The organism is Curtobacterium poinsettiae, assembly GCF_047226435.1.
Taxonomy (GTDB): Bacteria; Actinomycetota; Actinomycetes; order Actinomycetales; family Microbacteriaceae; genus Curtobacterium; species Curtobacterium poinsettiae.
Window position 1 is genome coordinate 3,385,825 of the sequence record NZ_CP178434.1, and the last position, 24,032, is coordinate 3,409,856.

General features: G+C 72.6%; 24 protein-coding genes. 9 read left to right on the forward strand and 15 right to left on the reverse strand.

Annotated elements, in window-relative coordinates; genetic code table 11:
* Window positions 1-49: 49 nt before the first annotated feature.
* On the forward strand, window positions 50-670 hold the full coding sequence (locus ACL00U_RS16005; protein ID WP_412873606.1) for an alpha/beta hydrolase: 621 nt from the start codon (window positions 50-52) through the stop codon (window positions 668-670).
* Between the two features lie 72 nt (window positions 671-742).
* On the opposite strand, the gene ACL00U_RS16010 is transcribed toward ACL00U_RS16005, so the two are convergent.
* Window positions 743-1,417 (reverse strand): PadR family transcriptional regulator, encoded by a 675-nt coding sequence (locus ACL00U_RS16010; protein WP_017885844.1) that lies wholly within the window; start codon window positions 1,415-1,417, stop codon window positions 743-745.
* A 160-nt stretch (window positions 1,418-1,577) separates the two neighbouring features.
* Here ACL00U_RS16010 and ACL00U_RS16015 point away from each other — a divergent pair, with 160 nt between their 5' ends.
* Window positions 1,578-6,356 carry a DEAD/DEAH box helicase gene (locus ACL00U_RS16015; RefSeq protein WP_412873607.1) on the forward strand — a complete coding sequence of 1,593 codons (4,779 nt, stop codon included), beginning with the start codon at window positions 1,578-1,580 and terminating at the stop codon, window positions 6,354-6,356.
* Between the two features lie 50 nt (window positions 6,357-6,406).
* On the forward strand, window positions 6,407-7,186 hold the full coding sequence (locus ACL00U_RS16020) for an Fpg/Nei family DNA glycosylase (protein ID WP_017885842.1): 780 nt from the start codon (window positions 6,407-6,409) through the stop codon (window positions 7,184-7,186).
* Here the strand turns inward: ACL00U_RS16020 and ACL00U_RS16025 are convergent.
* A complete protein-coding gene (locus ACL00U_RS16025) occupies window positions 7,177-8,091 on the reverse strand; it encodes a LysR family transcriptional regulator ArgP (protein WP_017885841.1) in 915 nt (304 codons plus the stop codon). The genes ACL00U_RS16020 and ACL00U_RS16025 overlap by 10 nt on opposite strands.
* Window positions 8,092-8,161: 70 nt before the next feature.
* Between ACL00U_RS16025 and ACL00U_RS16030 the strand changes: the two genes are divergently transcribed.
* Entirely contained in the window at window positions 8,162-8,911 is a 750-nt protein-coding gene (locus tag ACL00U_RS16030) for a LysE/ArgO family amino acid transporter (RefSeq protein WP_412873608.1), read from the forward strand.
* Between the two features lie 95 nt (window positions 8,912-9,006).
* On the opposite strand, the gene ACL00U_RS16035 is transcribed toward ACL00U_RS16030, so the two are convergent.
* From ACL00U_RS16035 to ACL00U_RS16045, 3 genes are all read right to left on the reverse strand, one after another.
* Entirely contained in the window at window positions 9,007-10,482 is a 1,476-nt protein-coding gene (locus tag ACL00U_RS16035) for an APC family permease (protein WP_017885839.1), read from the reverse strand.
* A 175-nt stretch (window positions 10,483-10,657) separates the two neighbouring features.
* Window positions 10,658-11,530, reverse strand: a complete 873-nt coding sequence (locus ACL00U_RS16040) for a hypothetical protein (protein ID WP_083389175.1) — start codon at window positions 11,528-11,530, stop codon at window positions 10,658-10,660.
* An 18-nt stretch (window positions 11,531-11,548) separates the two neighbouring features.
* Window positions 11,549-12,370, reverse strand: a complete 822-nt coding sequence (locus ACL00U_RS16045) for an alpha/beta fold hydrolase (RefSeq protein WP_017885837.1) — start codon at window positions 12,368-12,370, stop codon at window positions 11,549-11,551.
* Between the two features lie 211 nt (window positions 12,371-12,581).
* Between ACL00U_RS16045 and ACL00U_RS16050 the strand changes: the two genes are divergently transcribed.
* Together ACL00U_RS16050 and ACL00U_RS16055 are read left to right on the forward strand one after the other, a co-directional pair.
* Window positions 12,582-13,142, forward strand: coding sequence for a hypothetical protein (locus ACL00U_RS16050; protein WP_412873609.1), 561 nt, complete (start codon window positions 12,582-12,584; stop codon window positions 13,140-13,142).
* Between the two features lie 9 nt (window positions 13,143-13,151).
* Complete coding sequence (locus tag ACL00U_RS16055; protein WP_412873610.1) at window positions 13,152-13,745, forward strand: TetR/AcrR family transcriptional regulator; 594 nt, start codon at window positions 13,152-13,154, stop codon at window positions 13,743-13,745.
* Between the two features lie 4 nt (window positions 13,746-13,749).
* Here ACL00U_RS16055 and ACL00U_RS16060 read toward each other — a convergent pair whose 3' ends face one another.
* The 4 genes from ACL00U_RS16060 to ACL00U_RS16075 are packed head-to-tail and all read right to left on the reverse strand — an operon-like array spanning window position 13,750 to window position 16,388.
* On the reverse strand, window positions 13,750-14,010 hold the full coding sequence (locus tag ACL00U_RS16060) for a type II toxin-antitoxin system RelE family toxin (protein ID WP_071250103.1): 261 nt from the start codon (window positions 14,008-14,010) through the stop codon (window positions 13,750-13,752).
* Window positions 14,007-14,267: a type II toxin-antitoxin system Phd/YefM family antitoxin gene (locus tag ACL00U_RS16065; RefSeq protein WP_262118136.1), complete on the reverse strand. Its 261-nt coding sequence runs from the start codon at window positions 14,265-14,267 to the stop codon at window positions 14,007-14,009. The genes ACL00U_RS16060 and ACL00U_RS16065 overlap by 4 nt, the downstream gene beginning before the upstream one ends.
* A 28-nt stretch (window positions 14,268-14,295) precedes the next feature.
* Entirely contained in the window at window positions 14,296-14,808 is a 513-nt protein-coding gene (locus ACL00U_RS16070; protein ID WP_017885832.1) for a methylated-DNA--[protein]-cysteine S-methyltransferase, read from the reverse strand.
* The gene (locus tag ACL00U_RS16075) at window positions 14,805-16,388 is read right to left on the reverse strand and encodes an AlkA N-terminal domain-containing protein (protein ID WP_263136850.1); all 1,584 of its coding nucleotides are present in this window, start codon (window positions 16,386-16,388) and stop codon (window positions 14,805-14,807) included. Before ACL00U_RS16075 ends, ACL00U_RS16070 begins: the two co-directional genes overlap by 4 nt.
* A gap of 249 nt (window positions 16,389-16,637) precedes the next feature.
* Between ACL00U_RS16075 and ACL00U_RS16080 the strand changes: the two genes are divergently transcribed.
* Window positions 16,638-17,243, forward strand: coding sequence for a molybdenum cofactor biosysynthesis protein (locus tag ACL00U_RS16080; RefSeq protein ID WP_412873611.1), 606 nt, complete (start codon window positions 16,638-16,640; stop codon window positions 17,241-17,243).
* A 115-nt stretch (window positions 17,244-17,358) separates the two neighbouring features.
* On the opposite strand, the gene ACL00U_RS16085 is transcribed toward ACL00U_RS16080, so the two are convergent.
* The 5 genes from ACL00U_RS16085 to folE form a co-directional block, all read right to left on the reverse strand.
* Window positions 17,359-17,901: a type 1 glutamine amidotransferase domain-containing protein gene (locus ACL00U_RS16085; protein ID WP_031259152.1), complete on the reverse strand. Its 543-nt coding sequence runs from the start codon at window positions 17,899-17,901 to the stop codon at window positions 17,359-17,361.
* Between the two features lie 450 nt (window positions 17,902-18,351).
* Window positions 18,352-19,005 carry an HAD-IA family hydrolase gene (locus ACL00U_RS16090; RefSeq protein WP_071250096.1) on the reverse strand — a complete coding sequence of 218 codons (654 nt, stop codon included), beginning with the start codon at window positions 19,003-19,005 and terminating at the stop codon, window positions 18,352-18,354.
* A 24-nt stretch (window positions 19,006-19,029) separates the two neighbouring features.
* On the reverse strand, window positions 19,030-19,779 hold the full coding sequence (locus tag ACL00U_RS16095) for a pyrimidine reductase family protein (protein ID WP_231564036.1): 750 nt from the start codon (window positions 19,777-19,779) through the stop codon (window positions 19,030-19,032).
* On the reverse strand, window positions 19,776-20,726 hold the full coding sequence (gene folP / locus ACL00U_RS16100) for a dihydropteroate synthase (RefSeq protein WP_412873612.1): 951 nt from the start codon (window positions 20,724-20,726) through the stop codon (window positions 19,776-19,778). Before folP ends, ACL00U_RS16095 begins: the two co-directional genes overlap by 4 nt.
* Window positions 20,723-21,334, reverse strand: coding sequence for a GTP cyclohydrolase I (folE, locus tag ACL00U_RS16105; protein ID WP_042537542.1), 612 nt, complete (start codon window positions 21,332-21,334; stop codon window positions 20,723-20,725). Before folE ends, folP begins: the two co-directional genes overlap by 4 nt.
* A 157-nt stretch (window positions 21,335-21,491) precedes the next feature.
* On the opposite strand from folE, the gene ACL00U_RS16110 reads away from it, so the two are divergent.
* On the forward strand, window positions 21,492-22,967 hold the full coding sequence (locus tag ACL00U_RS16110) for an NCS2 family permease (protein ID WP_042537544.1): 1,476 nt from the start codon (window positions 21,492-21,494) through the stop codon (window positions 22,965-22,967).
* A gap of 195 nt (window positions 22,968-23,162) precedes the next feature.
* Here the strand turns inward: ACL00U_RS16110 and ACL00U_RS16115 are convergent, their stop codons facing one another.
* Entirely contained in the window at window positions 23,163-23,615 is a 453-nt protein-coding gene (locus ACL00U_RS16115; RefSeq protein ID WP_017887957.1) for a hypothetical protein, read from the reverse strand.
* Window positions 23,616-23,748: 133 nt separating this feature from the next.
* Between ACL00U_RS16115 and ACL00U_RS16120 the strand changes: the two genes are divergently transcribed.
* Window positions 23,749-24,015: a hypothetical protein gene (locus ACL00U_RS16120; protein ID WP_017887956.1), complete on the forward strand. Its 267-nt coding sequence runs from the start codon at window positions 23,749-23,751 to the stop codon at window positions 24,013-24,015.
* The last annotated feature ends 17 nt before the right edge of the window (window positions 24,016-24,032 follow it).

Sequence of the window (24,032 nt, forward strand, 5' to 3'; positions counted from 1 at the left end):
GCGAGTTCGGCGGAAGGCGCGGGAGTTGGGGATGGTTAGCGTTGTCCACATGATCGATGCGGACCTGGTGCAGTGGACACGGAGTGCCTCGGACCGGCGGGGCACACCCCTGCTCGTCGCGATGCACGGGGTGGGGTCGAACGAGCACGACCTGCTCGGACTCGCCCCCGCGCTGCCGCCCGCGTGGACCGTCGCCTCGCTCCGGGCACCGATGCCGTGGGGGGCCGGCTTCAGCTGGTACCCGCTCGGCACCCCCGGCTCCCCCGCGCTCGAGGCGGTCGACGCCGCGGTCGACGAGGTGCTCGACTGGATCGACTCCGTCGCCGCAGACCACCCGCGGATCGGACTGCTCGGGTTCTCGCAGGGCGGCTCGATGGCGCTCCAGCTCCTGCGGGCACGGCCCGCGGCCTTCGCGTTCGCGGTGTCGCTGTCGGGGTTCGTGGTGCCGGGCGTCACGGATTCGCGTGACGAGGCCGTCTCGGCTGTGCGGCCGAGGGTCTTCCTGGGGCACGGCGACCTCGACCCGGTGATCCCGCCCGAGGCCACCGTTCGGACACAGGCGTGGGCCGCGGCGCACACCGACGTGACCGACCGGACCTACGCGGGCCTGCCGCACGCGGTGTCGACGGCGGAGCTCGCGGACGTGACGGCGTTCGTCGACGCGGTGTAGGCGCACGACGACGGACGGGAGGCCCGGTGCCAGCTGGCACCGGGCCTCCTGTCCGTCACGGGGTGACGTCCGTCAGTCGGCGAGGATCTGGAGCAGGTCCTTGCGGAGCTGGTCCACCTTGGCCGTGGCGGCCTTGGCCTGTTCCTCGGTCGCGGTGCTGCGGTACATGTGCAGGACGCCCATGGTCTTCCGGAGCGCCTCGAAGAACTCGCGCTGGGCGTCCGGGATGCCAGGGGCCCCGTCGAGTGCCGCGGCGATCTCGTCGGCCTTGGCCTCGGTCTCGGCCTTGCCGGCGTCGGTGAGTTCGAAGAGCGTCTTGCGACCGTCGCCGGACGAGACCACGAGGTCTTCGTCGACGAGCTGCTGGAGCGTCGGGTAGACCGAGCCGGGGCTCGGCTTCCAGGCGCCGCCGGTGCGCTCGGCGATGGTCTTGATCACGGCGTAGCCGTTCTGCGGGCCCTCGGCCAGCAGGCCGAGGATCGCGAGTCGGACGTCGCCGCGGCGACGGCGTTCGCGGCCGAAGCCGGGGCCGCCGAATCCGGGACCGAAGCCCATGCCCGGGCCGAAGCCGGGGCCGAACCCGCGGCCACCGAAGCCCCGGCCGCCGTGGTCGTGGTCACCGCGGTCGCGGCCGGGGAAGCCGGCGCCGTGGTGCTGCCGCGCGCCGCCGAAGCGGGGGCCGCGCGGGCCGAACCCGCGCTGGTCGCGGGGGGACGTGTTGCTGTTGTCGTCATACGAGGGGCGCATGAGGAGTCCTTTCGTCGTGCTGAGTCGGCTCGCGACCGGTCTGACCTGATCGTCTTCGTCGTATCGCGATGTGTTTACGATAGATCGGTAACTATCGCTCTGTCAAGAGCGACGTCCGCTCGGCCTGCTGTCGGTGGCGACGGGCAGGATGGGACGGACCATGACGGACGTCTTCGAGCGCTTCTCCCCCGCCACCACCGAGTGGTTCCGCGGCGCCTTCGACGCACCGACCCCCGCACAGGCCGGGGCGTGGGACGCCATCTCGACCGGGCAGCACGCGCTCGTGATCGCCCCGACCGGTTCCGGCAAGACCCTGGCCTCGTTCCTGTGGTCGATCGACCGGCTCATCAGCGCGACCGACCGGCCGCCGGCGAAGCAGCGCACGCGGGTGCTCTACGTCTCGCCGCTCAAGGCCCTGGGCGTCGACGTCGAGCGCAACCTGCGGAGCCCGCTCGTCGGCATCACCCAGACCGCACGCCGTCTCGGTACCGAACCACCGGACGTCACGGTGGGTGTGCGCAGCGGTGACACCCCGTCGTCCGACCGGCAGAAGCTCCTGCGCCAGCCGCCGGACATCCTCATCACCACGCCCGAGTCGCTCTACCTGATGCTCACCTCGCAGGCACGCGAGACCCTGGTGAACGTCGACACCGTCATCGTGGACGAGGTCCACGCGGTCGCCTCGAGCAAGCGCGGCGCACACCTGGCCGTGTCGCTCGAACGCCTCGACGACCTGCTCGGCAAGCCCGTGCAGCGCATCGGGTTGTCCGCGACCGTCCGTCCGCCGGAAGAGGTCGCGCGGTTCCTGGGCGGCCGCGCCCCGGTGACGATCATCGCGCCGCCGGCGCAGAAGACCTTCGACCTGCGGGTCGTCGTGCCCGTCGACGACATGACCGAGCTCGGGGCGTCGCCGGTCGGTGCGGACGCGTCCGAGTCGCCGACGAACGGGTCGATCTGGCCGCACGTCGAAGAGCGCGTCGTCGACCTGATCGAGGAACACCGCTCGACCATCGTGTTCGCGAACTCGCGGCGGCTGGCCGAGCGGCTGACGGCACGCCTCAACGAGATCCACGAGGAACGCGTGCTCGCCGCAGCCGGCGACGGCGCCCTGGTGCCGGCAGGGGCGTCCCCGGACGACGACGGCCTGCCCGTGGCACGGGGGCGGCCGCAGTCTCCGGCGCGCACCTCGGCGCACGCGGTCGCGCCCCAGGGGGCCAAACGGCCGCCGGCGCAGCTCATCGGCGGGTCCGGGCAGACCGCCGGCGGGGGCTCGGACGCCTCCGTCCCGGTGCTCGCCCGCGCGCACCACGGCTCGGTGTCGAAGGACCAGCGCGCGATCATCGAGGACGACCTGAAGTCCGGTCGGCTGCGGTGCGTCGTCGCGACGAGCTCGCTCGAACTCGGTATCGACATGGGCGAGGTCGACCTGGTCGTCCAGGTCGAGGCGCCGCCCTCGGTCGCGAGCGGGCTGCAGCGCGTCGGTCGTGCCGGACACCAGGTGGGCGAGATCTCGCGCGGGGTGCTGTTCCCGAAGCACCGGGCCGACCTGGTCAACAGCGCGGTCACGGTCGAGCGGATGGTCTCGGGCCAGATCGAGTCGATCTCGGTGCCGGCGAACCCGCTCGACGTCCTGGCGCAGCACACCGTGGCGGCCGGGTCGATCGACACCCTCGACGTCGAGCACTGGTTCGAACTCGTGCGGCGGAGCGCCCCGTTCAGCGGCCTGCCCCGGTCGGCGTTCGAGGCGACGCTCGACCTGGTCACGGGTCGGTACCCGAGCGACGAGTTCGCCGAACTCCGGCCACGGCTGGTCTGGGACCGCGTGCACGGCACCCTGACCGGGCGGCCCGGGGCGCAGCGGCTCGCGGTGACGAGCGGCGGGACGATCCCGGACCGTGGCATGTTCGGCGTGTTCATGGTCGGCGAGAAGGCGTCCCGCGTCGGCGAGCTCGACGAGGAGATGGTCTACGAATCACGCGTGGGGGACGTCTTCGCCCTCGGTGCCACGAGCTGGCGGATCGAGGAGATCACCCACGACCGCGTCGTCGTGAGCCCGGCGTTCGGGCAGCCCGGTCGCGTGCCGTTCTGGAAGGGCGACGGCATCGGCCGACCCGCCGAGCTCGGCCGGGCCACCGGTGCGTTCGTGCGCGAGGTCGAGGGCGCATCGGACGACGACGCCCGCGCCCGGGTCGCCGCCGGCGGACTGGACGAGCGTGCCGTCACCAACCTGCTGACGTTCCTGCGCGACCAGCGCGCGGCCACCGGCCACGTGCCGAACGACACCACGCTCGTCGTCGAGCGGTTCCGCGACGAGCTCGGGGACTGGCGGCTCATCCTGCACTCGCCCTACGGCATGCAGGTGCACGCGCCGTGGGCCCTGGCCGTCGCCGCGCGGCTGCGCGAACGGCACGGCATCGACGGCGACGCGATGGCGGCCGACGACGGGATCGTCGTGCGCATCCCGGAGACCGACGCCGAGCCGCCGGGTGCCGACCTGTTCGTGTTCGAGCGCGACGACCTCGAGGCCCTGGTCACCGACGAGGTCGGCGGCTCGGCGCTCTTCGCCGCGCGGTTCCGCGAGTGTGCGGCGCGCGCCCTGCTGCTGCCCCGACGGAACCCCGGGCAGCGGTCGCCGCTCTGGCAGCAGCGGCAGCGGGCCTCGCAGCTGCTCGAGGTCGCGCAGAAGTACCCGACGTTCCCGATCGTGCTCGAGACCGTGCGCGAGGTGCTGCAGGACGTCTACGACGTGCCCGCCCTGCTCGGGATCGCCGACGACATCGCCGGGCGCCGGATCCGGTTGGTCGAGACCGAGACCGAGCAGCCGTCGCCGTTCGCCCGGTCGATCCTGTTCGGGTACGTCGCGGCCTTCATGTACGAGGGCGACACCCCGCTCGCCGAACGCCGGGCAGCGGCGCTGTCGCTCGACTCGACGCTGCTCGGCGAACTGCTCGGTCGTGCGGAGCTGCGCGAGCTGCTCGATCCCGCGGTCATCACGTCGGTGGAACGCGACCTGCAGCGGCTCTCGCCGGACCGCCGTGCCCGTGACGCCGAGGGGCTCGTCGACGTCCTGCGGCTGGTCGGCGCGCTCGACCTGGACGAAGCGGTCGACCGGAGCTGGCTCGCCGACACCGCCGACCGGGCCGGAGCGACCGCCGAACTGCGCAGCACGCTCCAGGCCCTGGAACGTGATCGCCGGGTGCTCTCGTTCTCGCACGCCGGGGCGACGCGCTGGGCCGTGATCGAGGACGCCGCCCGTCTGCGTGACGCCCTCGGGGTCCCGCTGCCGATCGGTGTGCCCACGGCGTTCATCGAGCCCGTGGCGGATCCCCTGGGCGATCTGATCGGCCGCTACGCGAGGTCGCACGGACCGTTCTCCGCACAGGAGGCCGCCGGTCGCCTCGGCCTGGGGATCGCCGTCGTGCAGGACACCCTGCGCCGACTCGTCGCCGACCGCCGTGTGGTGGAGGGCGAGTTCCGACCCGATCGCCAGGGTGCCGAGTGGTGCGATGCCGAGGTCCTGCGACGGATCCGCACGAAGTCCCTCGCGGCCCTGCGGCATGAGGTCGAACCGGTCTCGCCGGACACCCTCGCCCGCTTCCTGCCGGCCTGGCAGCACGTGCAGACTCCCGGGACCCGCGGTGGCCTCCGTGGCGTCGACGGCGTGCTGCAGGTGATCGACCAGCTCGCCGGGGTGGCCCTGCCCGCCAGCGCGTGGGAGACCCTGGTGCTGCCGTCGCGCGTCACCGACTACTCGACGAGCATGCTCGACGAACTGACCGCCACGGGCGAGGTCCTGTGGTCCGGCGGCGGCACACTGCCCGGCAACAACGGCTGGGTGCGTCTGCACCTGGCCGACACCGCGGCGACGACGCTCGCCGAGCCCTCCGGCGACGAGACGACCGAGCTGCAGCGCGACGTGCTCGGTGCGCTGGCCGGTGGCGGCGCCTACTTCTTCCGGCAGCTGGGCCAGGCCGTGGGCAGCAGCGACGACCAGGCGCTCACGACCGCGCTGTGGGACCTGGTCTGGGCCGGGCAGATCACGAACGACACGTTCGCCCCGCTGCGGTCGATGCTCGGCGGCAAGGCGAAGAGCTCGAGCGCTCCACGGGCCCGGGCCTACCGCGGCCGTCGGCGGCCGACCATGCCGACGCAGTCCGGGCCGCCGTCCGTCGGGGGTCGCTGGTCGCTCCTGCCGCTGGCCGAGTCCGACTCGACCGTGCGGGCCGCGGCGACCGCCGAACAGCTGCTCGAACGCTACGGCGTCGTGACCCGCGGCGCCGTGCAGGTCGAGGGTGTCCGCGGCGGCTTCGCGGGGGTGTACCGGGTGCTCTCGCGGTTCGAGGAGTCCGGCCGGGCTCGTCGCGGGTACTTCGTCGAGGGGCTCGGTGCCGCCCAGTTCGCCACCGGCCCGACCGTCGACCGGCTGCGCACCTACGCCCGCGAGCTCGGCGACGACGAGCGTGGCGATCCGGACCGCAAGCGCGAGGCCCTGACGCTCGCGGCGACCGACCCGGCGAACCCGTACGGGGCCTCGTTGCCGTGGCCCACGGGCGACGTCGACCCCGGAGTCGCGGACGATGCCGTCGCAGCCGGTGGGGCGAGCACCGGCGCGAACGATGCGGCGAGCGGCGTTGCGAGCGGTGCGAAGGCCACCCGCGGTCACCGGCCCGGGCGCAAGGCAGGCGCCCTCGTGACGACCGTCGACGGCAAGCTCACCGTGTACGTCGAGCGGGGCGGCAAGTCCGTGCTCACGTTCACCGACGACGCGGCCGACCTCGCCGCTGCCGCCACCTCGATCGCCTCGATCGTCCGGACCGGGCTGCGGAAACTCTCGGTCGAGCGGGTCGACGGGGACTTCGTGCTCGAGACGCCGCTCGGCGGCGCGCTCCGTCAGGCGGGGTTCACGGCGACCCCGCAGGGGCTGCGGCTCCGTGTGTGAGGCGAGCCGCGCCTCCCGGCCGTGCGGTGACCACATGCCGGAGGTGCCCCGTGCCTGAAGGCGACACCGTCTACCGTGCGGCACGCCGCCTGCACACCGCGCTGGCGGGCAAGGTCCTGACGAAGAGCGACTTCCGGGTCCCGGCCTTCGCCACCCTCGACCTGGTGGGGCGCACCGTCGACGAGGTCGTCCCCCGCGGCAAGCACCTGCTGCACCGGATCGGCGACCTGACCGTGCACTCGCACCTGAAGATGGAGGGCCGGTGGGACGTCTACGCGCCCGGTGACCGCTGGCGACGTCCGGCGCACCAAGCCCGGGCGATCCTGGACGCCGAAGGAGTCTCCACCGTCGGCTTCGCGCTCGGGGTGCTCGAGGTCGTCCCGCGCGACCAGGAGTCCGAGGTCGTCGGACACCTGGGGCCCGACCTGCTCGGCCCCGACTGGGACGCCGACCTGGCCCTCGCCAACCTGACGGAGGACCCCGAACGGCCGGTCGGGTTGGCGCTGCTCGACCAACGGGTGCTCGCCGGGCTCGGCAACGTGTACCGGAACGAACTCTGCTTCCTGCGCGGGGTGCTGCCGACGCGTCCGGCCGGCCAGGTCCCCGACCCGGCGCGCACGATCACGCTCGCCAGCCGACTGATCCTGGCGAACCGCGACCGCAGCGCCCGCGTGACCACCGGTGTCGACCGCCCCGGTCGACGGTTCTGGGTCTACGGTCGCGCCGGCAAGCCGTGTCTGCGCTGCGGGACCCCGATCCGGCACGGCGAACTCGGCGACTCGGAGCTCACCCTGCGCGACACCTACTGGTGTCCGCGCTGTCAGACCTGACGCACGGGGTGCAGGCGCTCCGCGGCGGTCACCCGGACCGCGTCGGTGACCCGTTCGAGGAGCGGTGACGCCAGGTTCCAGCGCTGCCACCACAGCGCGACGTCGGCGTGCCGACCCGGGGCCAGCTCGACCAGGACACCGCGGTCGATCGCGTCGAGGCACTGCGCCTCGGGCAGCAGCCCCCACCCGAACCCGAGCGTGACGGCGCGGGCGAAGTCGGCAGAGGTCGGGACGAAGTGGCGCGGGCCGCCGGGAGCGTGCCCCAGGACCTGGCGCAGGTACCCCTGCTGCAGGTCGTCGTCGCGGTCGTAGTCGACGAGCGGGACCTCGTCGAGCCGCCGGAGCATCCGCCGCTCGGTGCCGGTGTCGCCGAGGTACCGGGCGACGAACGCCGGTGACGCCACGGCCCGGTACCGATCGATGCCGAGCGGCACCGACGAGCAGCCCTGCACGGGGTCCGCCTCGGCCGTCACCGCGCCCATCACGGTGCCGGCGCGGAGCAGCTCGGCGGTGCGGTCCTGGTCTTCGCGGTGCAGGTCGAAGACCACCTCGGTGTCGGCCCGGACGAGGGCGAGGGCGTCGAGGAACCAGGTGCCGAGCGAGTCGGCGTTGACGGCCAGCGGGATCGACGGCACCACCGAGGAGCCACCGCCGAGTGCACGGGAGGTCTCCTCGTCGAGCAACCGGACCTGCCGCGCGTGCCGGAGCACCACCTCGCCGTCCGCGGTCGGGCGCACCGGGGTGGTGCGCTGGAGCAGGACCCGACCGACCTGCTGCTCCATCGACTTGATCCGCTGCGAGACCGCCGACGGGGTGATGGCCAGCGCGCGAGCCGCGGCGTCCAGGGTGCCGTGGTCGACGGCGGCGAGCAGCGTCTCGAGGTGTTCGCGCTGGAACCGGGACATACAGCTGAGCTTACGGCGCTGCAGGAACGTGAGCTGTACTGCACCGCGGCGACGCTCTAGCGTCGGATCCGTGACCACCCTCCTGCCCCTGCTCTCCGGCCTCGGCACGGGACTCGCACTGATCGTCGCGATCGGTGTGCAGAACACGTACCTGCTCCGGCTCGCGGTCAGCGCAGGACTCCGGGTGGTGGCCGCGGCGGTCGTGGTGTGCGCGGTCTCGGATGCGCTGCTCATCGTCGCCGGGGTGCTCGGGATCGGCGCCGTGGTCGAGCGGTTCCCCGTGGCGCTCCTGGTGGTCCGGTTCGTCGGTGCCGCGTTCCTGCTCACCTACGGGGTGCTCGCGGCGCGGCGTGCGCTGCGGCCGTCGGGGGACGCGATGCGGGTCGCCGACGAGGCGGCCGACGACGGGGTCGTGGGCGCAGGCGCGGGGGTCGACACGGGCGCGGGCGCCCGTCCGGGGATCGACGCGACCGGGCGTTCGACGGTGGCGGCGGGGCGGACGCGCACCGTGCCTCCCGGCCAGGGGGTGACCATGCGGACGGCGGTGCTGACCATGCTCGTCTTCACGTGGGCGAACCCGCACGTGTACCTGGACACGCTGGTGTTCCTCGGGTCGGTGGCGAACCAGCAGGGTGCGGACGACCGGTGGCTCTGGACGATCGGTGCCGTCGCGGCGAGCTGCCTGTGGTTCGGTGCGCTCGGGTTCGGCGGTCGGCTGCTGCGGCCGCTGTTCGCGAAGCCGCTGACGTGGCGGGTGTTCGACGGCCTGGTCGCCGTCGTGATGCTCGCGTTCGGCGGGCTGCTGCTCGTCGGCGCGTAGGGGCGCGCTGCGGGCTGCAAAACACCGGTGTCCACACGTCGAACCGCGGTGTGCGGGTGTGCAACGTGCGAACACCGGTGTTTTGCGGGACGGCCCTACTGCATGCCCTGGCCGACGCGGCTGTGGCGACGGCTGTAGCCGAAGTAGATGACGAAGCCGATGACCAGCCAGACGACGAACCGGAGCCAGGTCTCGACCTCGAGGTTCAGCATCAGCCAGAAGCACAGCACCGCCGAGATGATCGGCAGCACGGGCGACCACGGCACCCGGAAGGCCCGCGGGGCATCGGGCCGCGAACGACGCAGCACGACGATGCCGATCGACACCAGGACGAACGCGGACAGCGTGCCGATGTTGATCATGCCCTCGAGCTTGTCGACCGCGGTGAACCCGGCCAGCAGCGCAACGACGACACCGGCGACGACCTGCACGCGGACCGGCGTCTGCGTCTTCGGGTTGGTCTTGGAGAACCAGCGGGGCAGCAGGCCGTCGCGGCTCATCGAGAAGACGATGCGGGACAGGCCGAGCAGCAGCACCATGACGACGGTGGTCAGACCGATCAGCGAGCCGATGGCGATGATGCCGGCGGCCCACGGCAGCCCGACGATGTCGAACGCCGAGGCCAGCGACGGTGCCTTCTCCTCCGCCAGGCGCTGGTACGAGACCATGCCGGTGATGACGATGCTGACGCCGACGTAGAGCAGCGTCACGATGCCGAGGCCGATGAAGATGCCGCGGGGCAGGGTCTTCTGCGGGTTCTCGGTCTCCTCGGCGCTCGTGGCGACGACGTCGAAGCCGATGAAGGCGAAGAACACCAGGGACGCGGCGGCGAGCAGGCCGAAGACGCCGTACTGGGCGGGCTCCGCACCGGTGAACCAGGACACGAGCGACTGGGTCCAGACGCTGCCCTCGGCACCCTTGGCGGGCTCGGCCGGCGGGATGAACGGGGTGAAGTTCGCGGCCTTGACGAAGAACGCACCGGCGACGATGACGAACACGACGATGGCGACCTTGATGACGGTGATGACCGCCGACACCCGCGAGGACAGGCGGGTGCCGAAGGCGAGGAGCACCGTGAAGATCCCGACGATGAGCACCGGACCCCAGGTGAACGGGATCGGACCGAGCTGGATCGTGCTGGGCAGGGTCACGCCGAAGACGTCGAACGCGGTGCTGAGGTAGATGCCCCAGTACTTCGCGATCACGGCACTGGCCGTGAGGGTCTCGAGGATGAGGTCCCAGCCCACGATCCAGGCGAGCAGCTCACCCATCGTGGCGTACGTGAACGTGTACGCGGAGCCGGCGACGGGGATCGTCGACGCGAACTCGGCGTAGCACATGATCGCCAGGCCGCACGTGACGGCTGCGAGCAGGAAGGAGACGATCACGCCGGGCCCGGCGAAGTTCGCGGCGGCGTTCGCGCCGACCGAGAAGATGCCGGCGCCGACGGCGACCGCGATGCCCATCGCGGCGATGTCGAACGTCTTCAGGGAGCGTTTCAGGGACCTGCCCTGCTCCTCGGAGTCGGCCAGGGAGGCCTCGATCGACTTGATGCGGATCTTCGTTGCCATGGGTGGATCCCGTCATCGGCTGGCGGCGGACCTCGGAAGGGTACTGGTGTACCACTGTGTCACGCAAAGCGTCCGGCCGGACGGTGGGCCGGTCCGGGGACGGACGGGAGGCGCGATGGCCGTCCGGCGCGCACCGCTCGGTCGGCGGACGGGTGCGTCCAGGGCCGCGGTCGCGTCAGCGCGCGGCGCGCCAGTCCGCCAGGAACCGGGCGCCGGCCTCGTCGTGGATGACGCCGTCGGGCGCGGTGAGCACCGGGTACGGCGTGGCCGGCACACCGTCGGCAGGACGGACGTCGACGTGCGCGACCTCGTACCCGTTGGCGTGCAGCCAGTCCGCCATGGCGTAGTCGCTCCGCGAGTCGCCCACGGTGCGCCAGGTGATCGGGAGCTCGCCGTCCTGCCCGAGGAGTGCGAGCGACCGCTCGGCGCCCAGGTCCTTGCCGCTGCGGTCGGACTCGACGTCGGTGGAGATGATGGTCGGGTCGATGCGCCACTGCACGGCACCGTCGGCGTCGGGTCGGACATCGTCGAGGCGGCGGACACCGAGGCCACGACGCTCGAGCGCGGCCATCGCCTTCGCGTCGAACTCCGGCTGGCGGGCGAGGTACGTGGCGTTCGGCACCTCGACGCGCTGCTCGATCGACACCATCGCGCGCTTCGTCTCGTCGAAGAACACCAGGTCGGCGTACTCGGTGCGGACCAGCTCGCGCATCTCGTCGGCGTAGTCCCGCGGCAGCGCGAGGTCCTCGGCGACGGTCAGCTCACCCATGCCGCCGTCGTACTGCGGGCCGATCGAGCACCACACGGCACCCTTCTCGCAGACCGCGTGCACCCGGCCGCCCTCGGCGAGGCCACCGGCGAGCAGCGGACCGACGACCTCGGAGCGGATGAAGGCATCGCTGCGGCCGGTGTTGAAGACGATCGGGATGCCCTCGGCGGCGAGCGCGACGAGGTCCGCGACGATGCTCGGGATCGCGATGGTGCGGGAGACCGGGCTGGCGATGGGCCCGTCGACGTCGAGCAGGAGACCGAGGCGGGGTGCGTTCACCAGCCCATCCTCTCGCAGTCAGCTGCTGGGCGAGACGATCCGGCTCCGGACGCGGTCGATCAGTGCTCCGAGGGCGGCGGGGGCGGGGACGTGTCCCTGCCCGGGTACCTCCGCGTACTCCGAACCCGGCACCGCGTCCACGACGGCGCGGGCCGCACGACGCATCCACTCGAGACCGTCACCGCCGGCGCCGACGAGCACCGGCACGCCGACGGCTGCGGCGACCCGCTCGGGCACGGCGAGGCCGTTCAGCACCCGGACCTCGCGGCTGAGCACGTGGGCGTCGACGACCAGGGAGCGCCAGAGCGAGCCCTTGAGTCGGAGCGCCGTGACCTGGCCCATCGGGAGCCCGAGCACCTGGGTCAGGAAGCCGCGGACGGCCTGGGTGCGGCGGCCTGCGACCACGTGCTCGTCGAGCAGGTCGGCGAAGACGACGTCGTCGGCGTGCGGGTCGACCGAGGCGCGGTACGGCGGTTCCCACAGGACGGCACCGTCGACGGGCAGGCCGGTGGCGAGGCCGTGCAGGACGACACCGGCACCGACGCAGATCCCGACGGCGGTCGTGGGGACGCCGACGCTCTCGACGACGGCGCGGAGGTCGTCGACCTCGCGCTCGATCGCCCACGACGCCGAGTCGCCGCTGGCACCGCGACCGCGTCGGTCGTAGGTGACGACACGATGGGTGGGAGCGAGCTCGGCGACCACGCGGTCGAGGTACGGGGTCCCCCGGTGGTCGAAGGCACCGCCCACGACGACGACCGCCGGTCCGTCCCCTGCCTCGGACACGGCGATGGTGGTGCCGTCGGAGGAGACGACCGTTCGGTCGACGGGAGGGAGCATGGGGTCCTTTGCGGGCTGTCGACGGCGATGCGTCGGGCCTCGGAGGGGACCGTGCGGATTACCGGTGCTCCGAGTGTCGCAGGCGTGGGAGCCCGTGTCTCCCCCCGCTTCCAGGGGCAGAACACCGCCGCTCGACACCGCGGCGGTCGCCGTGCGATGCTGTTTGAGTACACCTGTACTCACACGATCACCGCCACTGCAACGGGGAACCATGACACTCATCGCCATCGTCGCCTGCGAGATCGCCTTCTGGGTCGCGATCCTCGGCGGCCTCACCACCCGGTACCTGCTGCGACGGCCGCGGACGGGCGCGGCGATGCTCGTCGCGGCACCCGTGATCGACGTCGTGCTGCTCGCGGTCGTCACGGTCGACCTGCTCGGCGGTGGGACCGCGTCGTGGCACCACGGACTCGCGGCGATCTACATCGGCTTCTCGGTCGCGTACGGGCACCGGATGATCGCGTGGGCCGACGTCCGGTTCACGCACCGGTTCGCCGGGGGTCCCGCGCCGGAGCGCCTGAGCGGACGGCGCCACACGGCCCACTGCTGGGGCGACGTGCTGCGGACCGGGCTCGCCGTGCTGATCGCCGGCGGGGTCATCGGTGTGCTCGTCCTCGTCGTCGGGGACCCGGAGCGCACCAGCGACCTGCAGGGCAACCTGTCCCTGCTCGGGCTGCTCATGGGCATCGAGCTGGTGCGCGCGATCAGCTACACGATCTGGCCGCGCCGGCCCGCCGCCGGTGCACCGACGGGACAGGCGGCCCGGTCGTAGGCTGACCCGGTGCCACGACGCGTCGACCTGGAGGAACGGGGATCCCTGGTCGCCGCCGCGTGCCTGCGGATCCTGGAGCGGGAAGGCCTGAGCGCGCTGTCGGTGCGGAACGTCGCGGACGAGGCCGGCATCGCTCCGGCCTCACTCCGTCGCGTGTTCCCGACGCAGCACGCCCTGCGGGAGCACTGCCTGACGATCATCGAGGAACGCGTCATCGCTCGGCTCACATCTCTGCGCTCGACCGGCCGGGCCCGTGCACTGGACGTGCTCGCCCAGGTGCTGCCGCTCGACGCCGAGCGCACGACCGAGATCCTGGCGCAGGTGCAGCTCGGCGTGCTCGCGCGCACCGACGAACACCTGGCCGCGAGCGCTCGACGCCTGAACGACGGGGTCAGCCGGGTGTGCACCCGGGCGCTGGAGATCCTGCGCGAGGACGGCAGCCTCGGCGCCGATCGCAACCTGACCGACGAGGCGGACCGGCTGCACGCGCTGATCGACGGGCTGGCGATCGAGCACACGTGGGACCCGACGGCGCGTGCGCCGGAGCGGGTCCTGGCGCTGGTCGAACTGCACGTGGACAGCCTGCGCGGCACGATCGCCTGACGTCTCAGCGACCTCGGTAGACCTCGCGCCGGTGCCCGGCGCGCACGACGACGACCACGAGCCGCCCGTCGTCGATCAGGTAGATCACGCGGTAGTCACCGACCCGGACACGCCATTCCGGGCTGTTGACGAGTCGACGAGCCGCTGGTGGACGTGGCTCGTCAGCCAGGATCGCGAGAACCCCTTCGACGAGTCGTCGGGCATGTGGCGGCAGTTTGCGGATGGCACGCCCCGCACTCGGCTCGAACTCGATGTCGTAGGTCATCCCAGACCGAGTTCGCGCCTGAGGTCCTCCCACTTGACGTTCTCGCCGCCGATGCGCTCGTTCTCGAGTCGGGCCTCTTCCACCGCCTTCAGGTCGTCCAGGTCCTCCGCCGCCTCGAGCAACCGGTCGAGGACGGCCGCGTCGACCACGGCCGCGACGCGCTTGTTGCGCCGGGTCAGGTAGACGGGTGCATGCCGGGCGTCGTCGATGATCGACGCCAGACGGCCACGGGCTTCGGAGATCGACACTTCGCTCACCTGTACATTCTAGAGCGTTTTGTACAATTCAGACGAGTGCCGTGGTGCCGACCGACTCTCGTTCGAGCAGGGACCGCTTGACGTCGAGCCCCCATGCGAAGCCCCCGAGCGTGCCGTCGGAGCGCAGCACCCGGTGGCACGGGACGAACAGTGCCGGGGCGTTCCGGGCGCACACGCTCGCCGCCGCCCGTACGGCGTCGGGTCGCCCCATCGCCGCCGCGAACCCGGTGTAGGTCAGCGTGCCGCCGGCGGGGATCCGGCGGAGCTGCCTCCACCCCTCGGTGAAGAGTTCGGTGCCGAACTGCCGCACGGGCACCTGCATGGCGTGCTCGACCTCGCCCGAGTAGAAGGCGTCGACCGCGTCGGCCGAGGCGACCACGCCGTCGAGGACGCGGTCGGGGCGGTGCCGGTCGGCCAGGCGGGCGAGGATCCGCTCGACGGAGTCGGTCCACCCCGAGGCGAGGACCCTGCCCTCGGCGTCTTCGAGCACGGTGAACGGCCCGTCGGGGGTGTCCAGGGTCTGGATGGTTGCGTCGGTCATCGGTCGTCCTTCCGGGGGTCCTCGGGGGCACGGGCTGCACGGGTGCCGGCGGTCGCGGTCATCGCGCGGTCGATGATCGGTCGCCAGCAGTGCATCGTGAGGTAGCTCCGCCAGGGGGCCACCTGCTCCGACCATAGGGAGAGCTCACGCGCCGTACCGGGCAGCCCGAGTTCCTGTGCACCGTTCCGCACGGCGAGGTCACTGTGGAGGAAGATGTCGGGGTGGTGCCGGACCCGCAGCGCGACGTAGTCGGCGGTCCACGGCCCGATGCCCTTCACCGCGAGCAGTCCGTCGCGCAGGTCACCGAGGGACTGCGCGCCGTCCACCACCAGGGACCCGTCGGCGAGCGCCGCAGCCACCCGCAGGATCGTGTCGACGCGCGCGGCCGGACCGCGCAGGACCTCGTGCCCGCGTTCGGCGACCACCGCTGCGGACGGGAACAGCAGCCCGCCGGGCCGGATCGCGTCGGGCACCGGCGCACCGAGCGCGGCCACGAGCCGGGTCTGGGCGGTGCGCGCCGCGGCCACCGAGACCTGCTGCCCGATCAGGGTGCGGAACACGATCTCGTGGGCGTCCACCGCGCCGGGCAGCCGCAGGCCGGGCACCCGTGCGACGGGGCCGGCGAGCTCGGGCACGGCTCCGAGGACGGCGTCGACGGCGACCGGGTCGGCGTCGAGGTCGAACAGCGCACGCACCCGCGCCACGAGCGCGGGCAGGTCGGACAGGTCGGCGACGCGCACGCGCAGGTCGATCCCGGTGCCCCGACCGGGCACGTCGGGGACGGCGGCCGACGCGCTGAACCAGCCCGGGCCTCCAGGCAGGTCGACCAGCCGCCCGTACGACGTGACTCGGCCGGTGGGGTCGGTGTCCACCTGCTCCGTGCCCGGCAGGGCGTGCAGCGCGTGCCAGTCGAGCAGGCCCTGCGCGTCGAAGGGTGCCCGGGCCGGCAGGTGGACGTGCAGTGCGCCGTCGGGGTCGCCGTCGCCTCGGCCGACCCGGCGTGCGCGGAGCTCGGTCGGGGTGACGGCGAAGACCTCGCGGACGGTGTCGTTGAACTGTCGGACGCTGGCGAACCCCGCGGCGAACGCGACGTCGGCGACGGGCAGGTCCGAGGAGGTGAGCAGGGTGCGGGCCGTCTGCGCGCGGTGTGCTCGACTGAGCGCCTTCGGCCCGGCACCCAGCTCGGCGGTCATGATGCGGTTGAGCTGCCGCTCCGAGTAGCCCACGCGTGCGGCGAGCCCGGGGACGCCGTCGCGCTCGACGACGCCGTCGAGGACGAGGCGCATCGCCCGGCCGGCGACGTCCTCGCGCAGGTCCCACTCGGGGCTGCCGGGGGTCGCCTCGGGCAGGCAGCGCTTGCAGGCACGGAAGCCGGCCAGGTGCGCTGCGGCACTCGTTCGGTAGAAGGTGACGCCCGTGACCTTCGGTGTGCGGGCGGGGCAGCTCGGGCGGCAGTAGATGCCGGTGGAGTGCACGGCGGTGACGAACTGGCCGTCGAACCGAGCGTCGCGCGAGGCGACGGCGCGGTGTCGTTCGGCGTGCAGCGCGTCGTGCTGCGCGTCGGTGTCCGGGCTGGTCATGGCCTCAGCCTGGCACGCGCCACCGACGTCGACTGGCGGGAATCGGACGGAGCAGCGCAGGGCCAGGTGGCCATGACGCCGCCGTCTCGTCGAGACGCCGCCGACCGCGTGAGACGCCGCCGGAATCCGCGGCGTCTCGCGGAGAACGCGGCGTCTCGCGAAGAAGCCGGCGTCCCGGCGCCACGACGGCGTGTCACCGCAGGCGGACACGGCAGCGCATGGCCGGGAGGCCCGGCTAGCGTTGGCAGCGTGACCCCAGCAGACGACGTGGCCGGGCTCGACGACCTGCCGTTCCGGACCGAGGTACAGATCGCACTGCTGCTCGTCTCACCGCGGCACCGGTACGAGGGGCGCCCGGCCGACGGCGCGCTGCCACCCCGGTCGACGGACCCGGACGAACGGCGCGACCGGATCGAGCTGCGTGCCGGGCTCGGGATCGTCGGCGACCGCTACTTCGCCGCGCGAGCACACGTGCACGCCTCGGTCACCGTGATCGGCCTCGAGGGGCTCGAGGCGGTCGGTCAGGCGATCGGCACCACCGTCGACCCCGTCGCGACCCGGCGGAACGTGTTCCTGCGCGGCGCCGACGTCGAAGCGCTGCGGGGCCAGCCGTTCTCGTTGGAGAGCCTGCTCCCCGGTGGCGACGGCGACGGCAGCGGCGACCTCGGTCGTGCCGTCCGGTTCCGTGGCTACCGTGCGGCGAACCCCTGCGCCTGGATGGACCACGAGGTGGCCCCCGGTGCGTTCCGGGCGATGCGCGGCCGGGGCGGCGTGCGGTGCGATCCGGAGTCCGACGGTGTGCTCGCCCTCGGTCCGGCGGTGCTCCGCACTGCCCGCCCCGTGCCGCTCGGCTGACGCCGGCGGGGTCGGGCGCCCGGGCGTACCCGAGACTCGGCTCGGCGGACACTTCGTCGACAGCCGGAGGCGCACGGTGTCCGGTCGGCCGAGACTCGGCTCGGCGACGAGGCGCTCAGGCGGTGAGGGCGCTCTCGATCGCGTCGACGAACGCCGGCAGGTCGTCCGGGGTGCGGGACGTGATGAAGCCGCCGTCGACCTGGACCTCCCGGTCGACCCACTCGGCACCGGCGTTGCGCAGGTCGGTCTGCAGCGACGGGAACGAGGTGACGGTCTTGCCGGACAGCACACCCGCCTCGACGAGGGTCCACGGGCCGTGGCAGATCGCCGCGACCGGCTTGCTCGCCTCGGCGAAGGCCTGCACGAGCGTCGCCGCGCGGGACTCCTGGCGCAGCGTGTCGGCGTTGATCGTGCCACCGGGGATGACGAGGGCATCGAAGTCGTTCGCGTCGACACCGGCGAGGGTGGTGTCGGGCTCGAGGGTCTGCCCCGGGTCCTTGTCGCCGACCAGGGTCTGGATCGTGCCGGTCTCCTTGGCCGCCACGGTCACCGAGGCACCGCGCTCGCGCAGCTGCTCGGTGGGGACGACGATCTCGTCCTGCTCCACGCCGTAGTTCGTCGTGATGACGAGGATCTTCTTGCCGTCGAGGGTTGCCATGATCACTCCTTCCGCGGCCCGGTCGTTCCGGCCGCACACCCGAGGGTCGTCGGGCTCGGCTGGGCAGTCCTCCAGGAGCGGTCCGGCGCCCGGCTGACTGGTCATGACACCCCGCCCAGGTCCGCCCGGCGGTCACGACATGTCGCACGGCGACCGGTCGCAACTCCCCGCTCAGGTCCGCGCGGCGGTCACGAAGTGTCGGCTGGCGGCGGCGCAGCCGACGGGTCGCGACCACTCGGCGCACGCCGGGCGGGGTGCCGTGGACGCGCCCACGGTCGCACGGGAGGCACGGTGCGGGCCTGCCACGGGCCTCCAGGCCGACAGCGCGACCGGTCGCAACTCCCCGCTCAAGTCCGCGCGGTGGCCACGAAGTGTCGGCTGGCGACGGCGCAGCCGACGGTTCGCGACCACTCGGCGCAGGGCGGGCGGGGTGTCCTGACCGGCCGGGGCTCAGCCCCGGATGCGGAAGGCGACGCCGTCGCGCTCGACGGTCAGCCCGTCGTACCCGTGCACCCGGTGCAGCCCGGCGGTCACGGGGTGCTCGAGGGGACCGACGACGACCGTGGTCGCGCCGGAGGCGATGGCGGACTCCAGGCCGGCGGGGGCGTCCTCGAACGCCACGCAGTCGGCGGGGTCGACGCCGAGCAGTGCGGCGCCGCGCAGGTAGCCGTCGGGGTGGGGCTTGCCGTGCTCGACGTCCTCCGAGGGGACGAAGGCCTCGGGCACGGCGAACCCGGCGGCCGCCATCCGGCCCGCGGCGAGGTCACGGGGCGCGCTCGTCACGAGGGCGACCGGGACGCCGAGGTCGACGAGGCGCTGCACGAAGGCGACGGCGCCGGGGATCTCGAGGATGCCCTCGGTGCTCGCGGTCTCCTCGGCGACGAGCTCCGCCGCGATCCGCTGCTGCTCGGCCAGGGGCAGGTCGGGCAGGAAGCGCCGGAGGGTGTCGATCGCCTGCCGTCCGTGCGAGAACGCGAGGATCTCGTCGGGGTCGATGCCGTTCGCGTGGCCGAACCGGGTCCAGGTCGCCTCGACCACCGCGGTCGAGTCGACGAGGGTCCCGTCCATGTCGAAGAGGACCCCGGACGCCACGATGTCGATCACGCGCCCGACCCTAGCCCAAGGGGGTCAGCGCGCCCGGACGTACCGCGTGAGCAGCACGTCGCCGGCGCCGAGCAGCACGTGCGCCGGTCGCATCCGCCGGAGCTCCGGGGACGACCCGCGGGCGATGCGCGGCCCCTCCCCGCCCTCGAGCGACGGGTCGATCGTCAGGGTCAGCTCGTCGACGGCGTCCGCGGCGACGAGCGCCCCGAGGAACGACGGACCACCCTCGCAGTGGATCGTCCCGAGGCCACGATCGGCCAGCACACCGCGGATCCGTCCGGCGTCCACCGAGTCGGGGGCGTCGTCCGCGCTGCAGGGCACGACGTCGGCCACCTCGGCGAGCGCCCGGGCCGTCGCCGAGGCAGCCGCCGTCGCCGAGGTCAGGACGATCGGCCGCACCGGCGCCTCGGTGAAGACCCGCGACGCCGGGTCGAGCGACAGCGACCCGGTGACGATCGCGAACACGGGGTGGTCCGGCATGCCGTGGGCCCGACGCCAGGCAACGTCGGCGTCGTGCAGGACCATCGGCCCGTAGCCCTCGTCACGGACGGTGCCGGCGGCGACGAGCACGACGTCGGCCACGCGGCGGAGCAGGTCGAAGACCCGCAGGTCGTCGTCGCCGCCGAGCGACCCGGACACCCCGGCGGCCGAGGCCGAGCCGTCCAGCGTCGCGACGAAGTTCACGCGGAGCCAGGGGTCCCCGACGTCGGCGGTGTAGAGCTCGAGCAGGTCGTCGTCGGACAGGTCCGCGATCGACGGGGGCAGGACGGTCACGTGTTGTGCCTCGATTCCACGGGGGTGCGCCATCCGAGGGTGGCCTCGACCATGCGCATCGCGTCGACGCTCTCGGCGACGTCGTGCATGCGGACGATCCGGGCGCCGAGCATCGCGCTCACGGTCGCGACGGCGAGCGATCCGGAGAGCCGTTCCCCGCGGGGGCGGCCGAGCGACTCCCCGACGAAGTCCTTGTTCGACACCGCTGCGAGCACCGGGTAGCCGAGGGCGACGACCTCGGGCAGGCGCCGGGTGATCTCGAGGGTGTGCACGGTGTTCTTGTGCAGGTCGTGGCCCGGGTCGACGATGATCCGCGACTCCGGGATGCCCGCGGCGAGCGCCCGGTCGACCCGTTCGCGCAGGAACGCGACGACCTCGCCCGCGATGTCGGCGTACTGCGGTGGAGCCGGCAGGGGACGACGGGGTTCGGCGAGCGAGTGCGTGATGACGACGGTGGCCTCGGAGTCGGCGACCACGGCGGCCATCCGCGGGTCGGACAGGCCGGTGGTGTCGTTGACGACGGTCGCGCCGGCTGCGATCGCCGCCGCGGCGACCTCGGGTCGGAAGGTGTCGACGCTGATGACGACGTCGGACTGCTGGGCGAGCTGCTCGACGACGGGGACGACCCGGTCGATCTCGTCGGACGCGGGCAGCTCCGGGCCGGGGGCGAACTTCACGCCGCCGATGTCGACCCAGTCGGCACCCTGCTCGGCTGCGCGGACCGAGGCGGCGACGGCCCGGTCGAGCTCGAAGGTGGCGCCGCGGTCGTGGAACGAGTCCGGGGTGCGGTTCACGATCGCCATCACGGCGATGCGGTGGTCGAAGTCGATGGTGCGGCGTCCGAACGTCCGGACCGGGTGCCGCAGGTCCGGCACGACCCAGCCGGGTCCGGCCGCGTCGGGTCCGGCCGCGGCGTGTTCGCCCGAGACGTGCGGGAGGCCGGTCATGCGCCCGCCTCGGCAGTCGCCGCACCCGCGGCATCGGTCCCACGCCCCGCGCCGATGAGCGCGATCGCCTCGGCCCGTCCCGCGGTGTCGGCCAGCGAGCCGGTCGCCGCGACCGTCACCGTCGTCGAACCGGTCTGGCGCTCCCCACGCGTCGTCACGCACTGGTGCTGCGCGTCGAGGACCACCAGGACACCCTCGGCGCCGAGGCCCTCGGCGATGGTCGCGGTGACCTGTTCGCCGAGCCGCTCCTGCAGCTGCGGGCGGGAGGCCACCGCGTCGAGCACCCGTGCCAGCGTGCCGAGGCCGATGAGCCGTTCCCCCGGGGCGTACGCCAGGTGCGCGACCCCGAGGAACGGCAGCAGGTGGTGCTCGCAGACGGATCGGAACTTCACGTCGCGGACGATGACGAGCCGACCGCGTTCGCCGTCCTCGGCGTGCACGGTGCCGTCCCGGGCGATCGCGACCGCATCGGTGCCGATCCCGGAGAAGAACTCGGAGTACGAGTCGGCGACCCGGGCGGGGGTGCGGGTGAGTTCCGGGCGGTCGGGGTCCTCGCCGATGGCGAGCAGCAGCTCGCGGACGGCGGCCTCCACACGGGCGCGGTCCATGTGTGACGTCACCCGCTCATCCAACACCAGCCCTGGCCGGAGAACGCGGGCAGACGCCCAGCGCGACGTGCGCGACCCGCGTGGGACGGGCCTCCCGGCCGCCGGAACCTGTGAGACCGGTGTGACACGCCCGAAACCCAGCGTCCTTTAAACTCTCGTGGTGAGCGCCCCGCAGACCGACACCACGCCCCGGAACCGCTTCGCGACCGGCCTCGATCGATTCTTCTCCATCACGCAACGCGGATCGTCGATCCCCCGCGAGGTCCGCGGTGGCCTCGTCTCGTTCGTCACGATGGCGTACATCGTGATCCTGAACCCCCTCATCCTCGGTGGTTTCAGCGCCGACCAGGCCGCGAAGGACGTCAACGGCGGGTGGCTCGAGAACGCTCAGGTGGCCGCGGCGACCGGCCTCGTCGCCGGCGTCATGACCATCGCGATGGGCATCATCGCGAACCTGCCGTTCGGCATCGCCGCGGGGCTCGGGATCAACTCGTTCCTCGCTGTCAGCGTCGTGCACCAGGTCACCTGGGCCGAGGCGATGGGCCTGGTCGTCATCAACGGCGTGATCATCGTGATCCTCGCGTTGACGGGCATCCGGACGATGATCTTCACCGCCGTCCCGGCTCAGCTGAAAGCCGCGATCACCGTCGGCATCGGCCTGTTCATCGCGTTCATCGGGCTCGTCGACTCCGGCTTCGTGCGGTCCTCCGGGAACCCGTCGCCGCCGCTGCAGCTCGGTGAGGACGGCTCCGTCGGCGCCCTGCCGACCGTCGTGTTCCTGATCGGCCTGATCATCATCGGCACGCTCATGGCCCGCCGGGTCAAGGGTGCGCTGCTCATCGGCATCGTCGCGACCACGATCATCGCGATCATCCTGCAGGCGATCTTCCAGGTGCCGACCTCGGTCGACTCGAAGACCGGCTGGAACCTCAACGCCCCCGGTCTGCCGAGCGCACTGTTCGCCGTGCCGGACCTGTCGCTCGTCGGCCACGCCGACGTCGTCGGCGCCTTCACCCGCATCGGCCCGCTCGCCGCGTCGATGCTCGTCTTCACCCTCGTGTTCACGAACTTCTTCGACGCGATGGGCACCATGACGGGGCTGGCCAAGGCCGCCGGTGTCGCGAAGCCGGACGGCACGTTCCCCCGCCTGAAGTCGGCGCTCGTCGTCGAGGGCGTCGGCGCGATCGCCGGTGGTGGCGCGTCGGTGTCGTCGAACACCGTCTTCATCGACTCGGCCTCCGGCATCGGCGAGGGTGCCCGCACGGGCATGGCCTCGGTCGTCACCGGGCTGCTGTTCCTGGCGTCGATGTTCCTCACGCCGCTCACCCAGGTCGTCCCGCTCGAGGTCGCCGCCGCCGGGCTCGTCGTCGTCGGTGCGCTCATGGTCGCGCAGGTCGCGGACATCTCGTGGTCGGACTTCGGCTCGGCCCTGCCCGCCTTCCTGACGATCGTCGTCATGCCGCTGACCTACTCGATCGCGAACGGCATCGGCGCCGGCTTCATCAGCTGGGTGCTCATCAAGCTGCTGTCCGGCCGTGGCCGCGAGGTCTCGTGGCTGCTCTACGTCGTCGCCGCGGGCTTCCTGCTGTACTTCGCGCGGGGGCCGCTGGAGACGATGCTCGGCGTCGGTTGAGGCTTGCTGCTGGGCCTTGCTGCTGGGCCTTGCTGATCGGGGTCCGGCGCAAGACGCCGTCGTGTCATCGAGACGCCGCCGAATCCGGCGGCGTCTCGACGTTTCCGGGGCGTATCCGGATGACGCCGGCGTCTTCCGCAGGACGCCGGCGTCTTCCGTCGGCCACGTCGGCCGCGTCGACCTGGAGGCCCGTGCTCAGTCCGGCAGGTCGCTCGGCGTCGCCTCGTGGTGGCGCTGGTCCTGGGTGCGTCGGTCTTCCTTCATGCCCGCCTCGAACAGGTGGCGGCGGCCCTGCACGAGCTCGTCCCGTGCGGTGCGCTCGAGCTCCTTGGCGAGGGCGTAGTAGCCGTCGTCGTAGTCCTCGACGATCTGGAACGTCCAGCGGCCCGCGATGACGTTGCGGCCCACGAGTTCGGTGTCGATGCGCTCGGCGAGTTCGGTGTGCCCGGCCTTCCGGAGCTGCTCGACCGCTTCACCGAGGTTCAGGTCGGCGGTGCCGGTCAGGCGGTGGAACCCGTAGAGCAGGCCACGGGCGTGCTCGATGACCTCGACCGCGGCGGACAGGCTGCCGAGCGCCTCGACCGTGGCCTCGGACACCCCCTCGGGAACCTGGTGCTGTGCGTCGGGGCCCTGTGCGTCGTTCGTCATGGGTCCCGTCTACACGAGGGTTGCTGCGTCGTTCGAGGGGTTCGTCCACGACCCGCCGAGGTCCACTGCCGGTGGTTGCGACGTCAGAGGTCGACACCTACCATTCGAACACACGTTCGAACGAGGAGACCCGATGATGATCACCGAAACGGCCGCCACGGTGTGGTGGTCCGAGGGCACGCCGACCCGGCTGGTGTGGGCCGGACGGCGTTGGCGGGTGAGCGACACCCCCACGCGGCTGACCGTGACGCGCGCCGAACTGCCGACAGCGATCACGCACGCACCCGAGCGCACCGTGGGCTGGCGGTTCCAGGCGACCAGCGACGACGACGGTGAGGCGCTGGTGGTCGACATCGTCCCGCAGGGCTCCGGTTGGGGCGTGGCCCGGACGTGGACGTGAACGGCTCGGACCGCTAG